This is a genomic window from Enterocloster lavalensis (genome assembly GCF_046603895.1).
Taxonomy (GTDB): domain Bacteria; phylum Bacillota; class Clostridia; order Lachnospirales; family Lachnospiraceae; genus Enterocloster; species Enterocloster lavalensis.
The window spans coordinates 2,486,369-2,503,485 of record NZ_CP176637.1 but is presented as its reverse complement, the minus strand read 5'-3'; the positions used below and the strand labels follow the sequence as shown (position 1 = coordinate 2,503,485).

At 56.8% G+C, this 17,117-nt stretch carries 12 protein-coding genes; 11 read left to right on the top strand and 1 reads right to left on the bottom strand.

What is annotated here, in order from left to right:
* Positions 1-20 precede the first annotated feature (20 nt).
* The 8 genes from ACK2JC_RS11055 (at position 21) to ACK2JC_RS11020 (ending at position 12,888) form a co-directional block, all read left to right on the top strand.
* Complete coding sequence (locus ACK2JC_RS11055) at positions 21-1,124, top strand: slipin family protein (RefSeq protein ID WP_320936542.1); 1,104 nt, start codon at positions 21-23, stop codon at positions 1,122-1,124.
* Between the two features lie 337 nt (positions 1,125-1,461).
* Complete coding sequence (locus ACK2JC_RS11050) at positions 1,462-4,182, top strand: cation-translocating P-type ATPase (RefSeq protein WP_227167779.1); 2,721 nt, start codon at positions 1,462-1,464, stop codon at positions 4,180-4,182.
* A 319-nt stretch (positions 4,183-4,501) separates the two neighbouring features.
* Entirely contained in the window at positions 4,502-5,398 is an 897-nt protein-coding gene (locus tag ACK2JC_RS11045; protein ID WP_368272041.1) for a fumarylacetoacetate hydrolase family protein, read from the top strand.
* A gap of 28 nt (positions 5,399-5,426) precedes the next feature.
* Positions 5,427-5,891, top strand: coding sequence for a methylglyoxal synthase (locus ACK2JC_RS11040; protein WP_007719333.1), 465 nt, complete (start codon positions 5,427-5,429; stop codon positions 5,889-5,891).
* A 57-nt stretch (positions 5,892-5,948) separates the two neighbouring features.
* On the top strand, positions 5,949-9,023 hold the full coding sequence (gene glgB / locus ACK2JC_RS11035) for a 1,4-alpha-glucan branching protein GlgB (RefSeq protein ID WP_320936540.1): 3,075 nt from the start codon (positions 5,949-5,951) through the stop codon (positions 9,021-9,023).
* 330 nt (positions 9,024-9,353) lie between these two features.
* Entirely contained in the window at positions 9,354-10,835 is a 1,482-nt protein-coding gene (locus tag ACK2JC_RS11030; protein WP_411337599.1) for an ISLre2 family transposase, read from the top strand.
* A gap of 394 nt (positions 10,836-11,229) precedes the next feature.
* On the top strand, positions 11,230-11,700 hold the full coding sequence (locus ACK2JC_RS11025; RefSeq protein ID WP_118755112.1) for a YcxB family protein: 471 nt from the start codon (positions 11,230-11,232) through the stop codon (positions 11,698-11,700).
* 186 nt (positions 11,701-11,886) lie between these two features.
* Positions 11,887-12,888, top strand: coding sequence for a TRAP transporter substrate-binding protein (locus ACK2JC_RS11020; RefSeq protein ID WP_276949387.1), 1,002 nt, complete (start codon positions 11,887-11,889; stop codon positions 12,886-12,888).
* A gap of 93 nt (positions 12,889-12,981) precedes the next feature.
* Here the strand turns inward: ACK2JC_RS11020 and ACK2JC_RS11015 are convergent, their stop codons facing one another.
* On the bottom strand, positions 12,982-14,133 hold the full coding sequence (locus tag ACK2JC_RS11015; RefSeq protein ID WP_166434571.1) for a hypothetical protein: 1,152 nt from the start codon (positions 14,131-14,133) through the stop codon (positions 12,982-12,984).
* A 347-nt stretch (positions 14,134-14,480) separates the two neighbouring features.
* Between ACK2JC_RS11015 and ACK2JC_RS11010 the strand changes: the two genes are divergently transcribed.
* From ACK2JC_RS11010 to ACK2JC_RS11000, 3 genes are all read left to right on the top strand, one after another.
* The gene (locus ACK2JC_RS11010; protein ID WP_092369684.1) at positions 14,481-15,017 is read left to right on the top strand and encodes an HD domain-containing protein; all 537 of its coding nucleotides are present in this window, start codon (positions 14,481-14,483) and stop codon (positions 15,015-15,017) included.
* A 41-nt stretch (positions 15,018-15,058) separates the two neighbouring features.
* Entirely contained in the window at positions 15,059-16,453 is a 1,395-nt protein-coding gene (locus tag ACK2JC_RS11005; protein ID WP_107435625.1) for a polysaccharide deacetylase family protein, read from the top strand.
* Between the two features lie 271 nt (positions 16,454-16,724).
* Entirely contained in the window at positions 16,725-16,868 is a 144-nt protein-coding gene (locus ACK2JC_RS11000) for a hypothetical protein (RefSeq protein WP_166434572.1), read from the top strand.
* Positions 16,869-17,117: the final 249 nt, after the last annotated feature.

The window sequence follows — 17,117 nt, the reverse complement described above, 5'->3', positions numbered from 1 at the left end:
GGAATAAAGGGGAAATGGAAATGAAGTATTTGATCAAGGAGCAGGAGTGCGGATATTTGATGAAGAACGGCCGGTTTGTGCGCCTGCTGACGGCCGGTAAGTATCGGTTTATGAAGGAGCTGGGCTATGAGGTCCAGGTGGTGCCCATGACGGGGCTGGTGAAAACCTGTGGTATCCCGGAGGATATTCTGATGGGGGATCAGGAGTTTTCCGCGCGGGTGGTGAAGGTGGAGGTGCCGGATACCTGCCTGGCGATCCGGTTCGTGAATCAGGCGTTCAAGGAGGTGCTGACCGGGCCGGAGGCGTTGTTCTGGAACGTGTTTGAGAAAAATACCTTTCAGATGGTGGATATGACGGAGCCTTGTATGGAGAAGGTTCTGCCGCGGATGTACATCGATCTGATGCCCATGAAGTATTATAAGAAGATTGTGGTAAAAGACGGCGAGGTGGGCCTGCTGTATTTTGATAACAGGCTGGAGAAGCGTCTGGAGACGGGCAGCTATTATTTCTGGAACTATGGACGTGAGGTGACCGGCAAGATCTTTAATATGAAGATCCAGCAGCTGGATATCACCGGTCAGGAGATTCTGACCGCCGATAAGGTGGGGGTGCGGTTGAATGTGGTGTGCAGCTACCGCATCACGGACCCGGAGCGGCTGGTGAAGATGGTGGACGGGGCCTCGGGACAGCTCTATACCTGCGCCCAGCTGGTGCTCAGGGAGTATGTGGGCCGGTTCCGCCTGGATGAGCTGCTGGCACAGAAGGAGGAGATCGGACAGTATGTGCTGCAAAAGCTGCGGGAGCGGCAGGAGGAGTTCTGCGTGGAGGTGACGGGCGCGGGTATCAAGGATATCATCCTGCCCGGCGAGATCAGGGAGATTATGAACACGGTGCTGGTGGCTGAGAAGAAGGCCCAGGCCAATGTGATCATGCGCCGGGAGGAGGTGGCGTCCACCAGGAGCCTGTTGAATACCGCCCGGCTGATGGATGAGAACCGCACCCTGTTCAAGCTGAAGGAGATGGAGTATCTGGAGAGGATTTGCGACAAGGTGGGCGGCATCACCCTAAACGGCGGAACCAACGTCCTGGAGCAGCTGTCGGAGCTGATGGCGGCTAAGGGGTGAGAGCGGAAACGGAGGCACCGGGAACGGAGCGTTCACTGCGGTCCACCCGGGTCCCCGTCCCTCCCCCCTGTCATAATGAATCCCCACCCCACATAAACTAGAGTGGGTACTCGGAACACCGGTCCGCTGGCGCCGCCAGAGGACCGGTGCATCCAAACGAGTGCCCCCGGCCATACGGTGAGTATGTCCGGGGGCATTTTTGCGCCGGGGGACGCCGGAAATCAGGCGGACGGCGGCGTTTGGCAGAGTATTTGACCCCGCGGGCAGAGGCCGGAGTCAGGGAAAGCTGACTTTGGCTCAACATTTCCGCGAGAATAAGAGAAAAGGGGAGACCGACATGGCGGATTGGTTCAGGCTGTCAAAACAGGAAACAATGTCGCAGCTTACAACCGGCGGACAGGGATTAGACAGCCGCGAGGCGAAGGAGCGGCTGAAGCAATATGGGGAAAATGTGATTGAGGAGGCCGGGCGCAAACAGTGGTGGCAGGTGTTTCTGGAACAGTTTAAGGATCTGCTGGTCATTATCCTGATCGTGGCCGCCGGAATCTCCATGGTGACGGGGGACCCGGGCAGCGCGGGCGTGATCTTTGCGGTGCTGCTGCTGAACGCGGTGTTGGGAACCGTGCAGCACCAGAAGGCGGAAAAGTCCCTGGACAGCCTGAAATCCCTGTCCTCGCCGGAGGCACGGGTGCGGCGGGACGGCAGGCAGGCCGACATTCCCTCCTCCCAGGTGGTGCCGGGAGATATTCTGCTCCTGGAGGCCGGAGATTTGGTGGCCGCGGACGCCCGTCTGATCGAGGTGTACGGCCTGCAGGTCAACGAGAGCTCCCTGACCGGAGAGTCACTGAACGTGGATAAACAGGACACGGTTTTGGGGAAAACGCGCCGGAACGGACGGGGGGCTGTGGATAAAGGCGGTCCGGCGGACGACGTGCCGCTGGCGGACCGGGTGAACATGGTATTTTCCGGCTCCCTGGTCACGGGCGGGCGCGGCGTGGCGGTGGTCACGGCCACAGGGATGGACACGGAGATCGGCAAAATTGCTTCCATGATGAACGGGACCGAGGAGCATAAGACCCCCCTGCAGATCAGCCTGGACCGGTTCAGCGGACGGCTGGCGGCTGCGATTATCGCCATCTCTGCGGTGGTATTTGCCCTGAGCCTTTACCGGAAGGCCCAGGTATTGGACGCCCTGATGTTCGCGGTGGCCCTGGCGGTGGCCGCCATCCCGGAGGCCCTCAGCTCCATCGTCACCATTGTCCAGGCGATGGGTACCCAGAAAATGGCCCGGGAGCACGCCATTATCAAGGACTTAAAGGCAGTGGAGAGCCTGGGCTGCGTGTCCGTGATCTGCTCCGACAAAACGGGAACCCTGACCCAGAACCGAATGGAGGTGGAATACGCCTGTTTCAATCACCGGGAGCGGGATATGGATTGGCTGCGGGAAAATGCCTTCCGCCCCGACGTGCGCCTGCTGCTTTACGGCGCGGTGTTAAACAACGACGCCTCGGCGGACCCCGATGGCCAGACGGCGAGGGACGTGGGGGAACCCATGGAGCTGGCGCTGTTACATATGGCGGTCCAGGCTGGGGTGGCGCCGGAACTGGTGCGCGCCCGTTGTCCCAGGCTGGGGGAGCTGCCCTTTGACCCACGCCGCAAGCTGATGTCCACCAAAAACCAGGTGGAGGACGGCCAGATCATTTTCGTGAAGGGCGCGCTGGATGTGCTGCTGGACCGCTGCGACCGCATCGCCAACCCGGGAAGCGCCAAATCCGCCGTCAGGCCCGGCTCCGGTGGGGAGAGCGCTGCTCTGGCTTCCCGCGCGCTGACCGCCCAGGACCGGCGGCGGATCGTGGACCAGAATATGAATTGGTCGTCCCAGGGCCTGCGGGTCCTGGCCTTTGCCTGCAAGCCCGCCCAGGAGATTCCGGGGGAAAAGGCGCGGGCGGAGGAAAATCTGATTTTCTTAGGCATGGTAGCGATGATGGACCCGCCCCGCAGCGAGTCCCGGGCCGCGGTGCAGAACGCCCGCCGGGCCGGAATCCGCACCGTGATGATTACCGGGGACCACAAGGTAACGGCCATGGCCATTGCCCGGCGCATCGGGATTATGGATGAAACAGCGCAGGCGCTCACCGGCGCGGAGTTAAACGCCATGGACGACGGGGAGCTGTCCCGCCGTCTGGATTCCATTTCCGTGTACGCACGGGTTTCCCCGGAGCATAAAATCCGTATCGTGGACGCCTGGCAGAAGCGCGGCTCCATTGTGGCCATGACCGGGGACGGGGTCAACGACGCTCCGGCCTTAAAAAAGGCGGATATCGGCGTGGCCATGGGCATCACCGGCACTGAGGTATCCAAGGACGCGGCCTCCATGATTCTGGCGGACGACAATTTCGCCACCATCATCAAAGCGGTGGCCAACGGACGCAACGTGTACCGCAACATCAAGAACGCCATCCAGTTCCTGCTGTCCGGAAATATGGCCGGAATCCTCTGCGTGCTCTACACCTCCCTCAGCGCCCTGCCCATGCCTTTTGCGCCGGTGCACCTGCTGTTTATCAACCTGCTGACGGACTCCCTGCCCGCCATCGCCATCGGCATGGAGCCGCCGGAGGAAGGGCTGTTAAAGGAACCGCCCAGAAATCCCAGGGAGGGCATACTGACGCGCACCTTTGTGCGGGATATTCTGCTGCAGGGCGGCCTGATCGCCCTTGCCACCATGTGGTCCTACCGAACAGGGCTATCCACCGGCGGCGCGGCCCAGGCCAGCACCATGGCGTTTTCCACCCTGACCCTGGCCCGGCTGTTCCACGGCTTCAACTGCCGCAGCCGTCATTCGATTCTGCACCTGGGCTTTGGCAGTAATCTGTACAGCCTGATGGCCTTTGAGCTAGGTGTGGTCCTGCTGGCCGCCGTGCTGTTTGTGCCGGGCCTGCAGGTCATGTTTGCAGCCGCCGACCTGGGGCTGTACCAGCTTCTGACCATCGGCTTTGCCGCATTTGCCCCCACACTGGTGATCCAGTCCTTTAAAATGTTCCGCGAGAGCGTGGAATAAAGGGTAAAACCGAAGTAACCGATGAGTTTTTCATTTGCCGTTTGATACTCCGGCGGGGCCGTGGTTCCGCCGGGAAAAACCGGGCGTTCACACCGAAGCGTATTCCGCGATTCGTCTCCAGACCGATCTGTCTGATAAATTCAACTATTCCCACTACAATACTTCTCACACAAGCGCAAGCTGTATTGTTTCAAGAAAGAGGGCCAAAAACATAGAAAAATTCGGAAAAATGTGATAAAGTAGAAAATACAAAAAATCATAATTGGAAGTGGCGGCAGGCCGGAAGCGGACGAAGCCGGACAAAAAGCAGGAGGACAGCATGAGACTGGTAACATATGAAATTGAACGTAAGGTGAAGCTGGGCGTGGTGAGCCAGGATGAGAAGTGGATCTATCCGTTGCAGTCCCTCGGCATGGATTACACCACCATGCAGGAGGTGATCGAGCATATCAGCGATTCGGAACTGCAGCTTTTAGAGCACGCCTCCGGCCTGGAGAATAGCCGGATCGAAGGGGCCGCGCCCTGGAGCGAGGTGAAGGTTCTGGCCCCCATCCCCAATCCGATTCAGGACGTGATCTGCCTGGGAATCAACTACATGGCCCACGCGGAGGAATCGGCCCGCTTCAAGAAGGAGGCCTTCGGCGGCGAGCGCCCTTACGCGATCTATTTTTCCAAACGGGTGGACCGGGCGGTGGCCACGGGGGAAGGGATTCCCAGCCATCGCGATATCGTCGCCGACCTGGATTATGAGGCGGAGCTGGCGGTCATCATCCGCAAGGAGGCGAAAAATGTGGCGCTGGAACAGGTGAAGGACTACCTGTTCGGTTACACCATCATCAATGATGTCAGCGCCAGAACCCTTCAGACACGGCACAAACAGTGGTATTTCGGAAAGAGCCTGGACGGATTTTTACCCATGGGTCCCTGCATCGCCACGGTGAACAGCCTTCCCTATCCGCCTAAGGTACAGGTACAGTCCAGAGTGAACGGCGAGCTGCGCCAGGACAGTAACACGGACCTGCTCATTTTCGGAATCGACCACATTGTCAGCGAGCTCTCCCAGGGCATGACCCTGAAGCCGGGCACGGTGATCGCCACCGGCACGCCCGCAGGGGTGGGAATGGGCTTTGACCCGCCCCGATTCTTAAAGCCCGGGGACGTGGTGGAGTGCAGCATCGAGGGCATCGGCAGCATCACCAACACAGTGACGGAGTAGAGGACCTGCAGACAGAAAGGATGGACCTATGGACTATTTAACCATGACGATTGGAAAACAGAAAAATATAGCGCTGATTGCCCATGACCAAAAGAAACGGGAGCTGATCGACTGGTGCCAGGAGCACAGGGAGGTGCTGGCAAAGCATTTTCTCTGCGGTACAGGGACGACGGCCAGAATGATCACGGACAGCACCGGACTTCCGGTGAAGGGCTACAACAGCGGCCCCCTGGGCGGAGACCAGCAGATCGGCGCCAAGATTGTGGAGGGTAAGATCGATTTCGTGATCTTTTTCTCCGATCCGCTGACCGCGCAGCCCCACGACCCGGATGTGAAGGCGCTGCTGCGCATCGCGCAGGTCTACGACATTCCCATCGCCAACAACAAGGCCAGCGCGGATTTCATGATCACCTCCTCCTACATGGATCAGGAGTACGAGCATGATATTATTAATTTTCAGCAGAATATAAAGGACAGGGCCGACACCCTTTGAGGGCCGGACGCATTTTGATTGATCGCGAGAATAAAAAAAGAAAAGGGGGCTCCAATTATGGAACAAACTTTATATGATTTGATGGATTGGGCTGGGATTGAGGAATTGGTATATTCGGAAGGAAACAATCCCCACGGGCTTTTGGGTCCCCATTTGACGGATTCCGGTCTGCTGGTGCAGGCGCTGATTCCCACCGCACAGGCTATCACAGTTAAGATCACCAGCACGGGCCGCAAGTACCCCATGGAGCTGGCGGACGAGGCCGGATTTTACGCGGCGCTGATCCCGCGCAAGAGCATGGCGGCTTACACGCTGATTGTGACCTATGACAACGGCTCCACCGAGGAAATCCATGACCCGTACTCCTATGGGCCGCAGTACACGGACGAGGATTTGAAGAAATTCAACGCGGGCATCCACTATGGGATTTACGAGAAAATGGGCGCGCACCCCATGACTGTCAAGGGTGTGGAAGGCGTTTATTTCTCAGTCTGGGCGCCCTGCGCCATGCGGGTCAGCGTGGTGGGCGATTTTAACCTCTGGGACGGACGCCGCCATCCCATGCGTCTCCTGGGGGACTCCGGCATTTTCGAGCTGTTTATTCCCGGCCTGAAGCCGGGGCAGATTTACAAGTATGAGATCAAGACCAAGGCGGGACTCCCCATGCTGAAGGCCGATCCGTACGCCAATTACGCGGAGCTGCGCCCTGACACGGCCTCCGTGGTCTGGGATATCGGACGGTATCAGTGGCAGGACCGGGATTGGATGGAGAAACGGGCGAAGGACGAGCTGTTTACCGGCCCGGTGTCCATTTACGAGGTTCATCTGGGCTCCTGGAAACGCAAGGAGCTGGAGCTGGACGCGGAAGGCAAGGAGATCACCGGCTCGGAATTTTACAATTACCGGGAAATCGCGGGTCCGCTGGCGGATTACGTGAAGGAGATGGGTTACACCCATGTGGAGCTGATGCCGGTGATGGAGCATCCTCTGGATGCATCCTGGGGCTATCAGGTGACGGGCTATTACGCGCCCACCAGCCGTTACGGCACTCCGGATGATTTTATGTATTTCATGGACTATATGCACCGCCAGGGGATCGGCGTGATTCTGGACTGGGTTCCGGCCCATTTCCCGCGGGATGCCCACGGCATGGCTTGTTTTGACGGGACCTGCGTGTATGAGCATAAGGACCCGCGCCAGGGCGCGCACCCCCACTGGGGCACGCTGATTTACAACTACGGCAGGCCGGGCGTTTCCAATTTCCTGATCGCCAACGCCCTGTTCTGGGCGGACAAGTATCACGCCGACGGCATCCGCATGGATGCGGTGGCCTCCATGCTGTACCTGGACTATGGCAAGAACGACGGAGAGTGGGTGCCGAACATCTACGGCGGCAATGAGAACCTGGAGGCAGTGGAGTTCCTGAAGCATTTAAGCTCTGTATTCAAGGGCCGCAAGGACGGCGCGGTGCTGATCGCCGAGGAATCCACCGCATGGCCCATGGTCACCGGGGAGCCGAAGAAGGGCGGGCTGGGCTTTGACTTCAAGTGGAACATGGGCTGGATGAACGACTTTACCAACTACATGCGCTGCGACCCGCTGTTCCGCAAAAATAATTACGGCGAGCTGACGTTCTCCATGCTGTACGCTTACAGCGAGAACTTTATTCTGGTGTTCTCCCACGACGAGGTGGTGCACGGCAAGGGGTCCATGATCGGAAAGATGCCGGGCGCGGACCTGGAACAGAAGGCGGAGAATCTGCGGGCGGCTTACGGGTTTATGATGGGCCATCCCGGCAAAAAGCTGCTGTTTATGGGCCAGGATTTCGCCCAGGTGAGGGAGTGGAACGAGAACGCCTCTCTGGACTGGGAGCTGTTGGAGACGGATACGCACCGGCAGATTCAGGATTATATGAAGGCGCTCAACGAGCTTTACCGCAAATATCCGGCCATGTACGCCATGGATTACGACCCGGAGGGCTTCCAGTGGATCAACTGCAGTTACCAGCAGGAGAGCATGATCATCTTTGTGCGCAAGACGAAGAAGCCGGAGGAAAGTCTGCTGTTCGTCTGCAACTTCGACAATATGGCTCACGAGAAATTCCGCGTGGGCGTGCCCTTTGAGGGCAAATACAAGGAAATTTTGAGCAGTAACGCCGCAGAGTTCGGCGGCAGCGGCGCTCCCAATCCGCGGGTGAAAACGTCCAGGAAGCTGGAGTGGGACGATCTGGAAAACTCCATTGAGATCAATGTGGCTCCCATGAGCGTCAGCATTTTCACCTGCACGCCTGAGGCCGCGCCCAAGAAAGCGCGCAAGGCAGAGACCGGAAAGACGAAAAAAGCCGGAACCAGGGCGGAAGCGGGAACGGCCGCCGGTAAGGCCGGGAAAGCGGCTGCCAAGGCGGCAGACCAGGCGGAAGGGGAGAAGAAACCCGGAGCGGCCGGGGCTGCGGTAAAGTCCGCGCCAAAGGCTGCAAAAACCGGTAAACCCGCAGCGGCCAAAACCGCGCAGGAGCCCGTGGACGGGGCGGTTAAGGTTGAAAAGCCTGCGACGGCGGAGAAACCGAAGAAAGCAGCTGCGTCCAAGGCGAAAGCCGGGGAACCGGCTGCGGCCAGGCCGGAGACTGTAAATGCGGAAGGAAAGCTGCATGACGCCGCGGGTGGTCAAGAGAAGCCGGCTATCGAAAAAGTGACAAAGCCTGACGCCGCCAAAGAGGGGCAGAAGCGGCTGACGACTGCGAAGGAAGAGCAGAAGAAGCTGACTACCGCGAAAGAGGAGCAGAAAAAGCTTTCTACCGCGAAGGAAGAACAGAAAAAGCTATCTACCGCGAAGGAGGAGCAGAAAAAGCTATCCACTGCGAAGGAAGAGCAGAAAAAGCTTTCCACCGCAAAAGAGGAACAGAAAAAGCTATCTACCGCGAAGGAGGAGCAGAAAAAGCTGTCCACCGCGAAAGAGGAGCAGAAAAAGCTTTCTACCGCGAAGGAAGAGCAGAAAAAGCTCTCCACCGCAAAAGAAGAGCCGAAAAAACTTTCCACCGCCAAGCGTGCCCAGAAGAAGCTGGCCACGGTGAAGGAGGAGTTGAAGAAGCTGGCCGCCCCCAAGGAGGAGAACGATAAGGATTCCCAGGACTGATAGGGAAACGGATTACTGTACACTCCGTTCCCAGTAACATGCATCGCGATGCACAGAAACGGCAAAAAACGCCGTTTCGCGCTGCCACCCTCGGGTTTTCTGTGACTTTTGCTGCGCTCCACTCACAAAAAACGCCTCGCGGGATATTACCCGTGGTCAGTAACGGAAACGGCCCCGCACCCCGCCGGTTTTACGGAATAGCGTAACATTACTTTCGGGTAATTAGTTGATGGAAAATTATGTAAACTAATAAAAACAAAAAAAGAAAGCACCGCTTTGTGGTATGATTGGATTTGCGAAAAACGATCACAACAAAGGACGGTGCTTTCTATGTATAATAGTATACTACATTTTATCGAAAATGACATCAAGGAAATTGAAAATCTCGTAGCGGCCATGCTGAAAGGTAATAAAGAGCCTCATGACCTGTCACAGGATATCCATGACCGGATGCTGGGGCTCGGGGCCAGGCTGATTGCAGAACTGTATGAAAAAATAGATGATGAGATTAGAGAAAGTCTGATACGAAAGAAAAAATGGAACATTGAACAGCGCAATGAATCGAAGGAACTGTTGGATATCCTGGGACCGATCCGGTTCCGCAGGACTGGCTACAGGGATAAGAAAACCGGGAAATTCGTCTACCTCCTGGATGAAATCCTTGGAATTGAAGGACATCAGAGGATCACGCTTGGGGCAGCCGCATGCATTCTGGAAGAGGCGGTACAGACCAGTTACGCTAAGGGAGGCCAGACCATCCCCCTTATGGGACAGGTCAGTAAACAGACTGTAAAACGTCTGGTTCATGACACAGAGGCCCAGCTCCCTGTCGCACCACCGGCAGAAAAGAAGCGGTTGGAATACCTGCATATCGTAGCGGACGAGGACCATGTGGCGGCCCAGTTCTGGAACCAAAAGGGGGACCTGGGGAAGGACAGCCGCGGGAATAAGATCAACACCATCATGCCGAAACTCATCTGCCTGTATGAGGATGTGGTAGATGAGGCGGGGGAAACCTCAAAGAGCCCAAGACACAAACTAACCGGGAAACACTACTTCTGCGGTATCTACAAGGGACAGGAAGCAAACAAAAGGTTATGGGAGGAGGTAAGGGACTATATAGACACCTATTATGATACTGAATATTTGAAATGCGTTTACATAGCAGGAGACGGTGCTGGCTGGATTCGCGCGGGCTGTGAAGTGCTGGGGAAGGGGAGGTTTGTGCTGGACAAGTTCCATATGATGAAATATGTGAATATCTCCGTATCCCATCTGCTGGACAGCGCGCAAGAAGTAAAGAGTGAGATTTGGGAATGCTTGAACGGCCGCTACAAGAAACGGCTGCAGAAGGTCTATGCTGAAATACTGAAGATAACAGAGGAAGGCGGGAAGTATCGGGATGTAGAGGGTGCCCTTGGCTATTTTCTGAACCAATGGGATGGGATTCAGATCCGGACGGAAGAGGCAGGGGCCAACTGGAAATGCTGTGCGGAAGGCCAGGTGAGTCATGTGCTAAGCGCGAGGATGAGCAGTCGTCCGATGGGCTGGAGCGAGCAGGGGTGTGGCCGGATGTCAAGGCTACGGGCATATACGAAAAATGGTGGTAAAATCATAGATCTTCTGGCATATCAGAAAGAACGCCGGAGAGAGAAGCCGCTGTCGGAGGAAGAAATAGAGATGAAAAAGGAGGTGTGTAAAAAGCAGGCCGGATGGAGATATCAGGAGCGTCTCCGGGGGCGTCTCCCCGGACTTGAGCAGCATAGTATGAAATGGATGCGCGTATGGATTAACCAGGAACTGGGCGCCTAGAATGCGGCTTTTTTCTGCTTGACTACAATCGTACAGGGAAGCAAACACACAAGTCAAGGGCAGAAAGCTGAAAGGAACCCTTGAGTTGTGTGTTTGCTGAACGTAAAATCAAAAAGCAGAAAAGAGGCGGTAGAAAAAATGGGCAAGATATGATAACCTAGAAAGAACAAATCTAAGTTCTGCCATATGGGTGAATTCTATCCTTTTGTTTCCGAAAGTAAAGTGACGCTATCAATAAAGGCTGCGGGGCTTGCATAATCCGCAAAATTACGCTATGATTTTATAATCAGGCATTAACGTGAGTTAATGCCTGATTATATAAGAAACGGTTTTTACGCCGGCCCGGGGCGGGCGTTGAAGGCCGAAACTGTGATTGGCGAAAGGGGAACCGGTTATGAAATACCAGTACACTTACCGGAACACGGCTGCCGAACTGTGGCAGCTGTCCATGTATTACACCTATGGTTCCTTGGTGGGACTCTGCAACATTATTTTCACCGTGGCGATCATCGTCATGGGCATTTCCAGATGGCCGGAGCTGAGCAATCTCATGCGAGGGCTTGTTCTGCTGTGCAGCCTTCTGTTTACGGTGATCCAGCCCATAGCGGTGTACCGCAAGGCGCAGAAGCAGGCGGCGGGGATCACGGCGGACACCCGGGTGGGATTCGACGACGCAGGGCTGCATGTGTTGACAGGGGACAAGGACGCTGTTTTGGCGTGGAGCAAGGTGAAGAAAATTTCCAAAAAGCCTACCATGATTGTCATTTTTTCGGACACCACCCACGGATTTGTGCTGAGCAACCGGGTGCTGGGATCGGACCGGGCGGCATTTTACAGCTATATTGCCTCAAAGGTAAAGAGATAATGGCTGGACCCCGGCGGGTCCGGCTTTATGTTTCTTGCCGGAGCAGCCGGGCCCGGGTGAGACTGCCCGGGATTCCGGTTTGTGAGGAGGTCTGATGAATTTGGAGGAACGAGGGATGGATCAGGGGATATTGAGGCAGAGGGCGGACTGGCTGGGGCAGGAGAAGGGGGGAGAGGCGCGGTGAAAATGAAAATGGCGGTGTTTCTCCTGTGCGGCGCAGCGCTTTTGACCGCATGCGCAGGGGCAAGGGGAGGAAAGGCGGATTCCGTGGTTCCGGAATTTGTGCTCACCTACGCTGAGAACCAGGCGGAGGACTATCCCACCACCCAGGGGGCTTACAAGTTCGCTGAGCTGGTGAACCAGCGGACCAATGGGAAGATCGAAATCCAGGTCAACGCCGGGGGCACGCTGGGGGACGAGCGCTCGGTGATCGAGCAGCTTATGTTCGGCGGCGTGGACTTCGCCCGGGTGTCCCTGTCGCCCCTTGCGGAGTTCGTGCCCAAGCTGAACGTGCTGCAGATGCCTTACCTCTACACCGGGCCGGAGCACATGTGGCGCGTCCTGGAGGGGAAAATCGGCGACGACTTTATGAATTCCTTCGGGGATTCCAACCTCATTCCGCTGTCCTGGTACGACGCGGGGGCCCGGAATTTTTACAATTCGGTGCGCCCCATCGAGACGTTGGAGGACATTCGGGGGATGAATATCCGGGTTCAGGAATCGGAGCTGATGGTGGACACCATCAAGGCGCTGGGGGCCAACCCGGTTCCCATGGCTTACGGGGACGTCTACTCCGGCCTGCAGACCGGGAAAATCGACGGGGCCGAGAACAACTGGCCCTCCTACGAGTCCACCAGGCACTACGAGGTGGCCGGATATTATACCATTGACGAGCATACCAGAGTGCCGGAGCTGCAGCTGGTGGCCCAGTCCACCTGGGATAAGCTGTCCCCGGAATACCAGAACATCATCCGGGAATGCGCGCAGGAATCCGCGGTCTATGAGCGGAAGCTGTGGCAGGAGCGGGAAAAGATCTCGGAGCAGAAGATCCGGGAAGCGGGCTGCGTGATCACGGAGCTGTCCGCGGAGGAAAAGGCGCGGTTCCAGGATGCGGTTTCCCCGATGTACGAGCTGTACTGCGCGGATTATGTGGACATTATCGACCAGATTGTGGCGGCCGGAAAATAGAAGCCAGATTTGATAAAACCAGAGCGAAAAAAGCGCCCGGCGGGTTCCATGGTGTTGGAACCGCCGGGCGCTTTTGCCTCTGCGTTTGGTGAATTAAAGTACGGGGACGATGATCTCTTCGCCGCCGCCCGTGGGCTCGACCGGGGAGTCGGAGGCCGCCGTGGTGGGAGCGGAGGCGGGATCCTGAACCGGGGCCAGGGTGCCGGGCTGGGGACCGCCGTTTTCCGGTGCGGAGGTGGTCTCCGGGGCCTTCGTCGTCTCCGGGGCTTTGGTGGTTTCCGGAGCCTTTGTGGTTTCCTTGGCCTTGGTAGTTTCTTTGGCTTTGGTGGTTTCCTTGGCCTTTGTGGTTTCCTTGGCCTTTGTGGTTTCTTTGGCTTTGGTGGTCTCCTTGGCTTTGGTGGTTTCCTTAGCCTTTGTGGTCTCCTTGGCTTTGGTGGTCTCCTTGGCAGCGGAGCTGCTGTTGGATTCCTCCTGGGACTTGGAGCCGCTATCCCCGGAGGTTTCCCCGGACCCGGAGGTGCTGTTCTCCATTCCCTCCACCCGTCTGCTGTAGACCGGGGAGATCTGGTTGCCCGCGTAGTCCTGAATGTATACGGTCAGGCTGTCGGTGGTCATGGGCAGGGTGACAATCCCGCTTTCCGCGTCGGCGGAGAGGGGCTTTACATTCTGCTTGTTGGCGTCCACGCCATAGATTCCCGCGTAGTCCACGCCGGACTGGCTGTCGTCCACCACAATGGTGAGCACGTCGTTTTCAATGGTATAGTTCTCGTCCACCGTGGGAAAGGAATCGTCCAGGGGAGAGATGGCCTCGTAGATGGGAGCCGCGCTCATGCCGTTCCAGCCGGTCGCCTGGATCTCCAGCACGCCGTTGCTGGTGAGCGTTGCGGTGTATGTATTTTTATTGCGCTCCAGCTCCACCTCGTTGGACTCCAGCGTGACCTTCAGGGACTTGACGGGCAGCAGGGACTTGACCTTGATGGAGATGTCCAGGGACTTGTAATCCTTGGTGTCGCCTACGGTCAGTTCCACTCTGGGCGTGGAGGTGGCCAGGAAGAAAATGAACAGGTTGAGCACAACCAATGGGAGGACGATGCAGACCATTGTGAACAGAACACGGTTGTCCTTCCAGCTTCGTTTGGGATAAGAGTTGCGCTTTTTATTGCGGCCGCCGCGCGGAGAGTAGGAGCTGCCGCCGGAAAGGGAACGCTCGCTGCGCGGTGCGCTGTATGATGAATGGTGATTCATAAAAACCTCCTGTGGTAATCGTAAAAATACTCCTATAGCATATCAGAAAATGTTTCTTCTTACAAGTAATTAAATTGCCCGCCTGTCCCAGAAACTGCTGGAAATGACGCAAATTCGTTGACCTTTCAGATATTGTAAGAAAATCTAAAGTAATCCTGCGGTGATTCTTAATGTAATTGTGATAGAATGTAACTGTTCCTCAGCCAGGGTTGTTGCCGCACGGGGGCGCGCCGCGGTTTTTCCCGGCAAGCGCCAAAGTTTAAGATGGGACTACTAAATGCCCCCGGTTTGTGGTAGAATGGAAGAGAACCCCAAAAGGACATGCCAAGGCAAAAGGAGCTATTGTTATGATTGAAGAGGCGGCCGCATTTGCGGAGCGGGTACACAGGGGAACCTTTCGGAAGGGAACCACAATCCCCTACATTGTACATCCCATGGAGACGGCGGTGATCGTATCCGGCTTTACCGACGAGGAGGAGATGATCGCGGCGGCGTTGCTCCATGATGTGGTGGAGGATGCGGGCGTGACGGGAGAAGAGCTGGAGGCGCGGTTTGGAAACCGCGTGAAGGAGCTGGTTCTGGCGGAGAGCGAGGACAAAAGCAAGTCCTGGGAACAGCGCAAGGCATTTACGCTGAGCCATCTGGCGGATTCCAGCCGGGACGTGAAGATTCTGGCCCTGGGGGACAAGCTGAGCAATATGCGCAGCACGGCGCGCGACTACATGGTGATCGGAGACGCTGTGTGGGAGCGTTTTAACGTTAAGGAGAAAAAAATGCATGCCTGGTATTACTGCGGCATCGCAGATGCATTGGAAGAACTGAGCACACATTTTTATTACGATGAATATGTGCTGCTTTGCCGGAAGGTCTTTGGAAAACATTGAGACCGGTTGGAAAATATTGGAAGTAGAAGGAGAATGTGGGAATGGTTTTATCGAATCGGAAACGAAAGCTGTTGGCGGTTCTGCTGACGGCCGGGCTGATGTGTTCTCTGCCGGGCATGAGCGCCCTGGCGGGTTCCACCGGAGTGGGAGCGGCCAAGACGGCTGCGGAGCAGGGTGGTCCGGGTGTTGTAAAGGAGCAGGCTCCGTCTCAGGATCAGACAGGTGGCGGAGGGGCGGCTCAGACGCCGGAGCAGCCCGGGGACGGCGGTCAGGTTCAGGCCGGAGACGCGGGACAGGCTCAGACCGACGGGGGCGCACAGCCTCAGACGCCGGAACAGCCTCCGGCGGGAGATTCGGGGCAGCCGCTTCAGATCAATTACAGCGTTTTTTTCCATCCTCAGGGATGGACGGATACAAAGCCGGACAACACGGCGCTTCAGGCCCCCGGCGGCAGCTGGGTGACGGCCTTGAAGGCGAACCTGATCAACATCCCCGCAGGGGCGCAGGTGGGCGTGCGTTATCAGGTGAATTTAAGCGGTTCCGGCTGGCTCGACTGGGCTGAGGACGGAGCGGAGACCGGCGGCGCGGGCGGCGAGATGCCCCTGGAAGCTGTGCGCTTCGGCCTTTACGGAGATTCCGCCTCCGGCTATGATATTTATTACCGGGTCCTGCAAAACGGGTCCTGGACCGACTGGGCGGCGAACGAGGCAACAGCCGGACAGGAAGGCGCGGGGCTTCGCGTGGATGGAATTCGCGTGGGCATCGTGGCCAAGGGAGCGGAGCCTCCCGCCGACGCGGCGGCGCCTGCTTCCGGGATCGATCCCTCCAGGCCGATGATTGCGCTGACCTTTGACGACGGCCCCAGAACCTCGGTGACCAGCCGGATTTTGGACAGCCTGCAGGCCAACGGCGGCAGGGCGACGTTCTTTATGGTCGGCTCCCGGGTGGACTCCAACGCCGATGTGATCAGGCGGATGGCGGCCCAGGGCTGTGAGGTGGCGAACCACACCTACGACCACAAATATATTACCAAGATCGGGGCGGATGGGATCCGCAGCCAGGTGGGTTCCACCAACCAGAAGATCCAGGCGGTCTGCGGCGTGGCTCCGACGCTTCTGCGTCCGCCGGGCGGCTATAAGGATGCCGCGTCTTTGGCGGTGTTGGGTTCCATGGGGATGCCCGCGGTGATGTGGTCCATCGATACCCGGGACTGGCAGCACAAGAACTCGCAGAAGACCATCGAGACGGTCCTGAGCCAGGTGAAGGACGGAGATATCATTCTGATGCACGATATCTACGATCCCACCGCGGATGCCGCGGTGACCCTGATCCCCGAACTGACGGCCAGGGGATATCAGCTGGTGACGGTGAGCGAGCTGGCCTCCTACCGGGGCGGAATGCAGCCGGGGCACAGCTACAGCCAGTTCAGGCCATAGAAAGCTGCGTTAATGTAAATGAGATTGTGAGGGCGTAAAGCGATGGCTGCGCCCTCATTTTTTGTTTGAGTGCTATGGGCCGCTGCGATTGAGGGTATCGGCTCCGGGATTTTTGTGATATACTGAAATTTAAGAGAATCCGGAAAAGGCGGCGGGCGGTTGAGATAGGACGTTACAAATTTTCTTAATGCTTGCTGTGATTTTCGTCCATACTCTATAGTAGCACGATAATGGATCAGGATCCGGCGGATTTGCGCGAGGAGGCGGAAAGATGAAATTTTGGCTGAAATGTCTGGCGGCCGTGGCCGCGGCTGCGATGCTGCTGGCCCTGTATGACTCTGTGTTCAACGGTCTTTTGAACAAGGACGGCTACAAGCCGGTTACGGAGCAGATGCGGGACGTTATGGATCAATAAACTATAAATTTTAAATTTGCCCTTGATTATTTGTCAAGGGTCCTATATAATATGTTCTACAGAAACACAGTTCTGTGTTCTGTCTGTGCGTTTGCACAGCTCCATGTATCGGTTCTGGATCATGGATTTCCCGATTTTTTGTATTAAATTGGAAAAAGTGTACCTTGAAAATGGAATGCTGTCCGGCGGCGGTGGGATTGCCACAGTCTTTTTTGCGTACCGCAAATTTGGATATTGCGGGTTGACAGT

Bases quoted from the DNA above. Each gene is read 5' to 3' on its own strand.
- ACK2JC_RS11025 (WP_118755112.1), top strand. From the start codon at position 11,230: ATGAAATACCAGTACACTTACCGGAACACGGCTGCCGAACTGTGGCAG.
- ACK2JC_RS11005 (WP_107435625.1), top strand. From the start codon at position 15,059: ATGGTTTTATCGAATCGGAAACGAAAGCTGTTGGCGGTTCTGCTGACG.
- ACK2JC_RS11045 (WP_368272041.1), top strand. From the start codon at position 4,502: ATGAGACTGGTAACATATGAAATTGAACGTAAGGTGAAGCTGGGCGTG.
- ACK2JC_RS11015 (WP_166434571.1), bottom strand. From the start codon at position 14,133: ATGAATCACCATTCATCATACAGCGCACCGCGCAGCGAGCGTTCCCTT.
- ACK2JC_RS11040 (WP_007719333.1), top strand. From the start codon at position 5,427: ATGGACTATTTAACCATGACGATTGGAAAACAGAAAAATATAGCGCTG.
- glgB (WP_320936540.1), top strand. From the start codon at position 5,949: ATGGAACAAACTTTATATGATTTGATGGATTGGGCTGGGATTGAGGAA.
- ACK2JC_RS11020 (WP_276949387.1), top strand. From the start codon at position 11,887: ATGAAAATGGCGGTGTTTCTCCTGTGCGGCGCAGCGCTTTTGACCGCA.
- ACK2JC_RS11030 (WP_411337599.1), top strand. From the start codon at position 9,354: ATGTATAATAGTATACTACATTTTATCGAAAATGACATCAAGGAAATT.
- ACK2JC_RS11010 (WP_092369684.1), top strand. From the start codon at position 14,481: ATGATTGAAGAGGCGGCCGCATTTGCGGAGCGGGTACACAGGGGAACC.
- ACK2JC_RS11055 (WP_320936542.1), top strand. From the start codon at position 21: ATGAAGTATTTGATCAAGGAGCAGGAGTGCGGATATTTGATGAAGAAC.
- ACK2JC_RS11000 (WP_166434572.1), top strand. From the start codon at position 16,725: ATGAAATTTTGGCTGAAATGTCTGGCGGCCGTGGCCGCGGCTGCGATG.
- ACK2JC_RS11050 (WP_227167779.1), top strand. From the start codon at position 1,462: ATGGCGGATTGGTTCAGGCTGTCAAAACAGGAAACAATGTCGCAGCTT.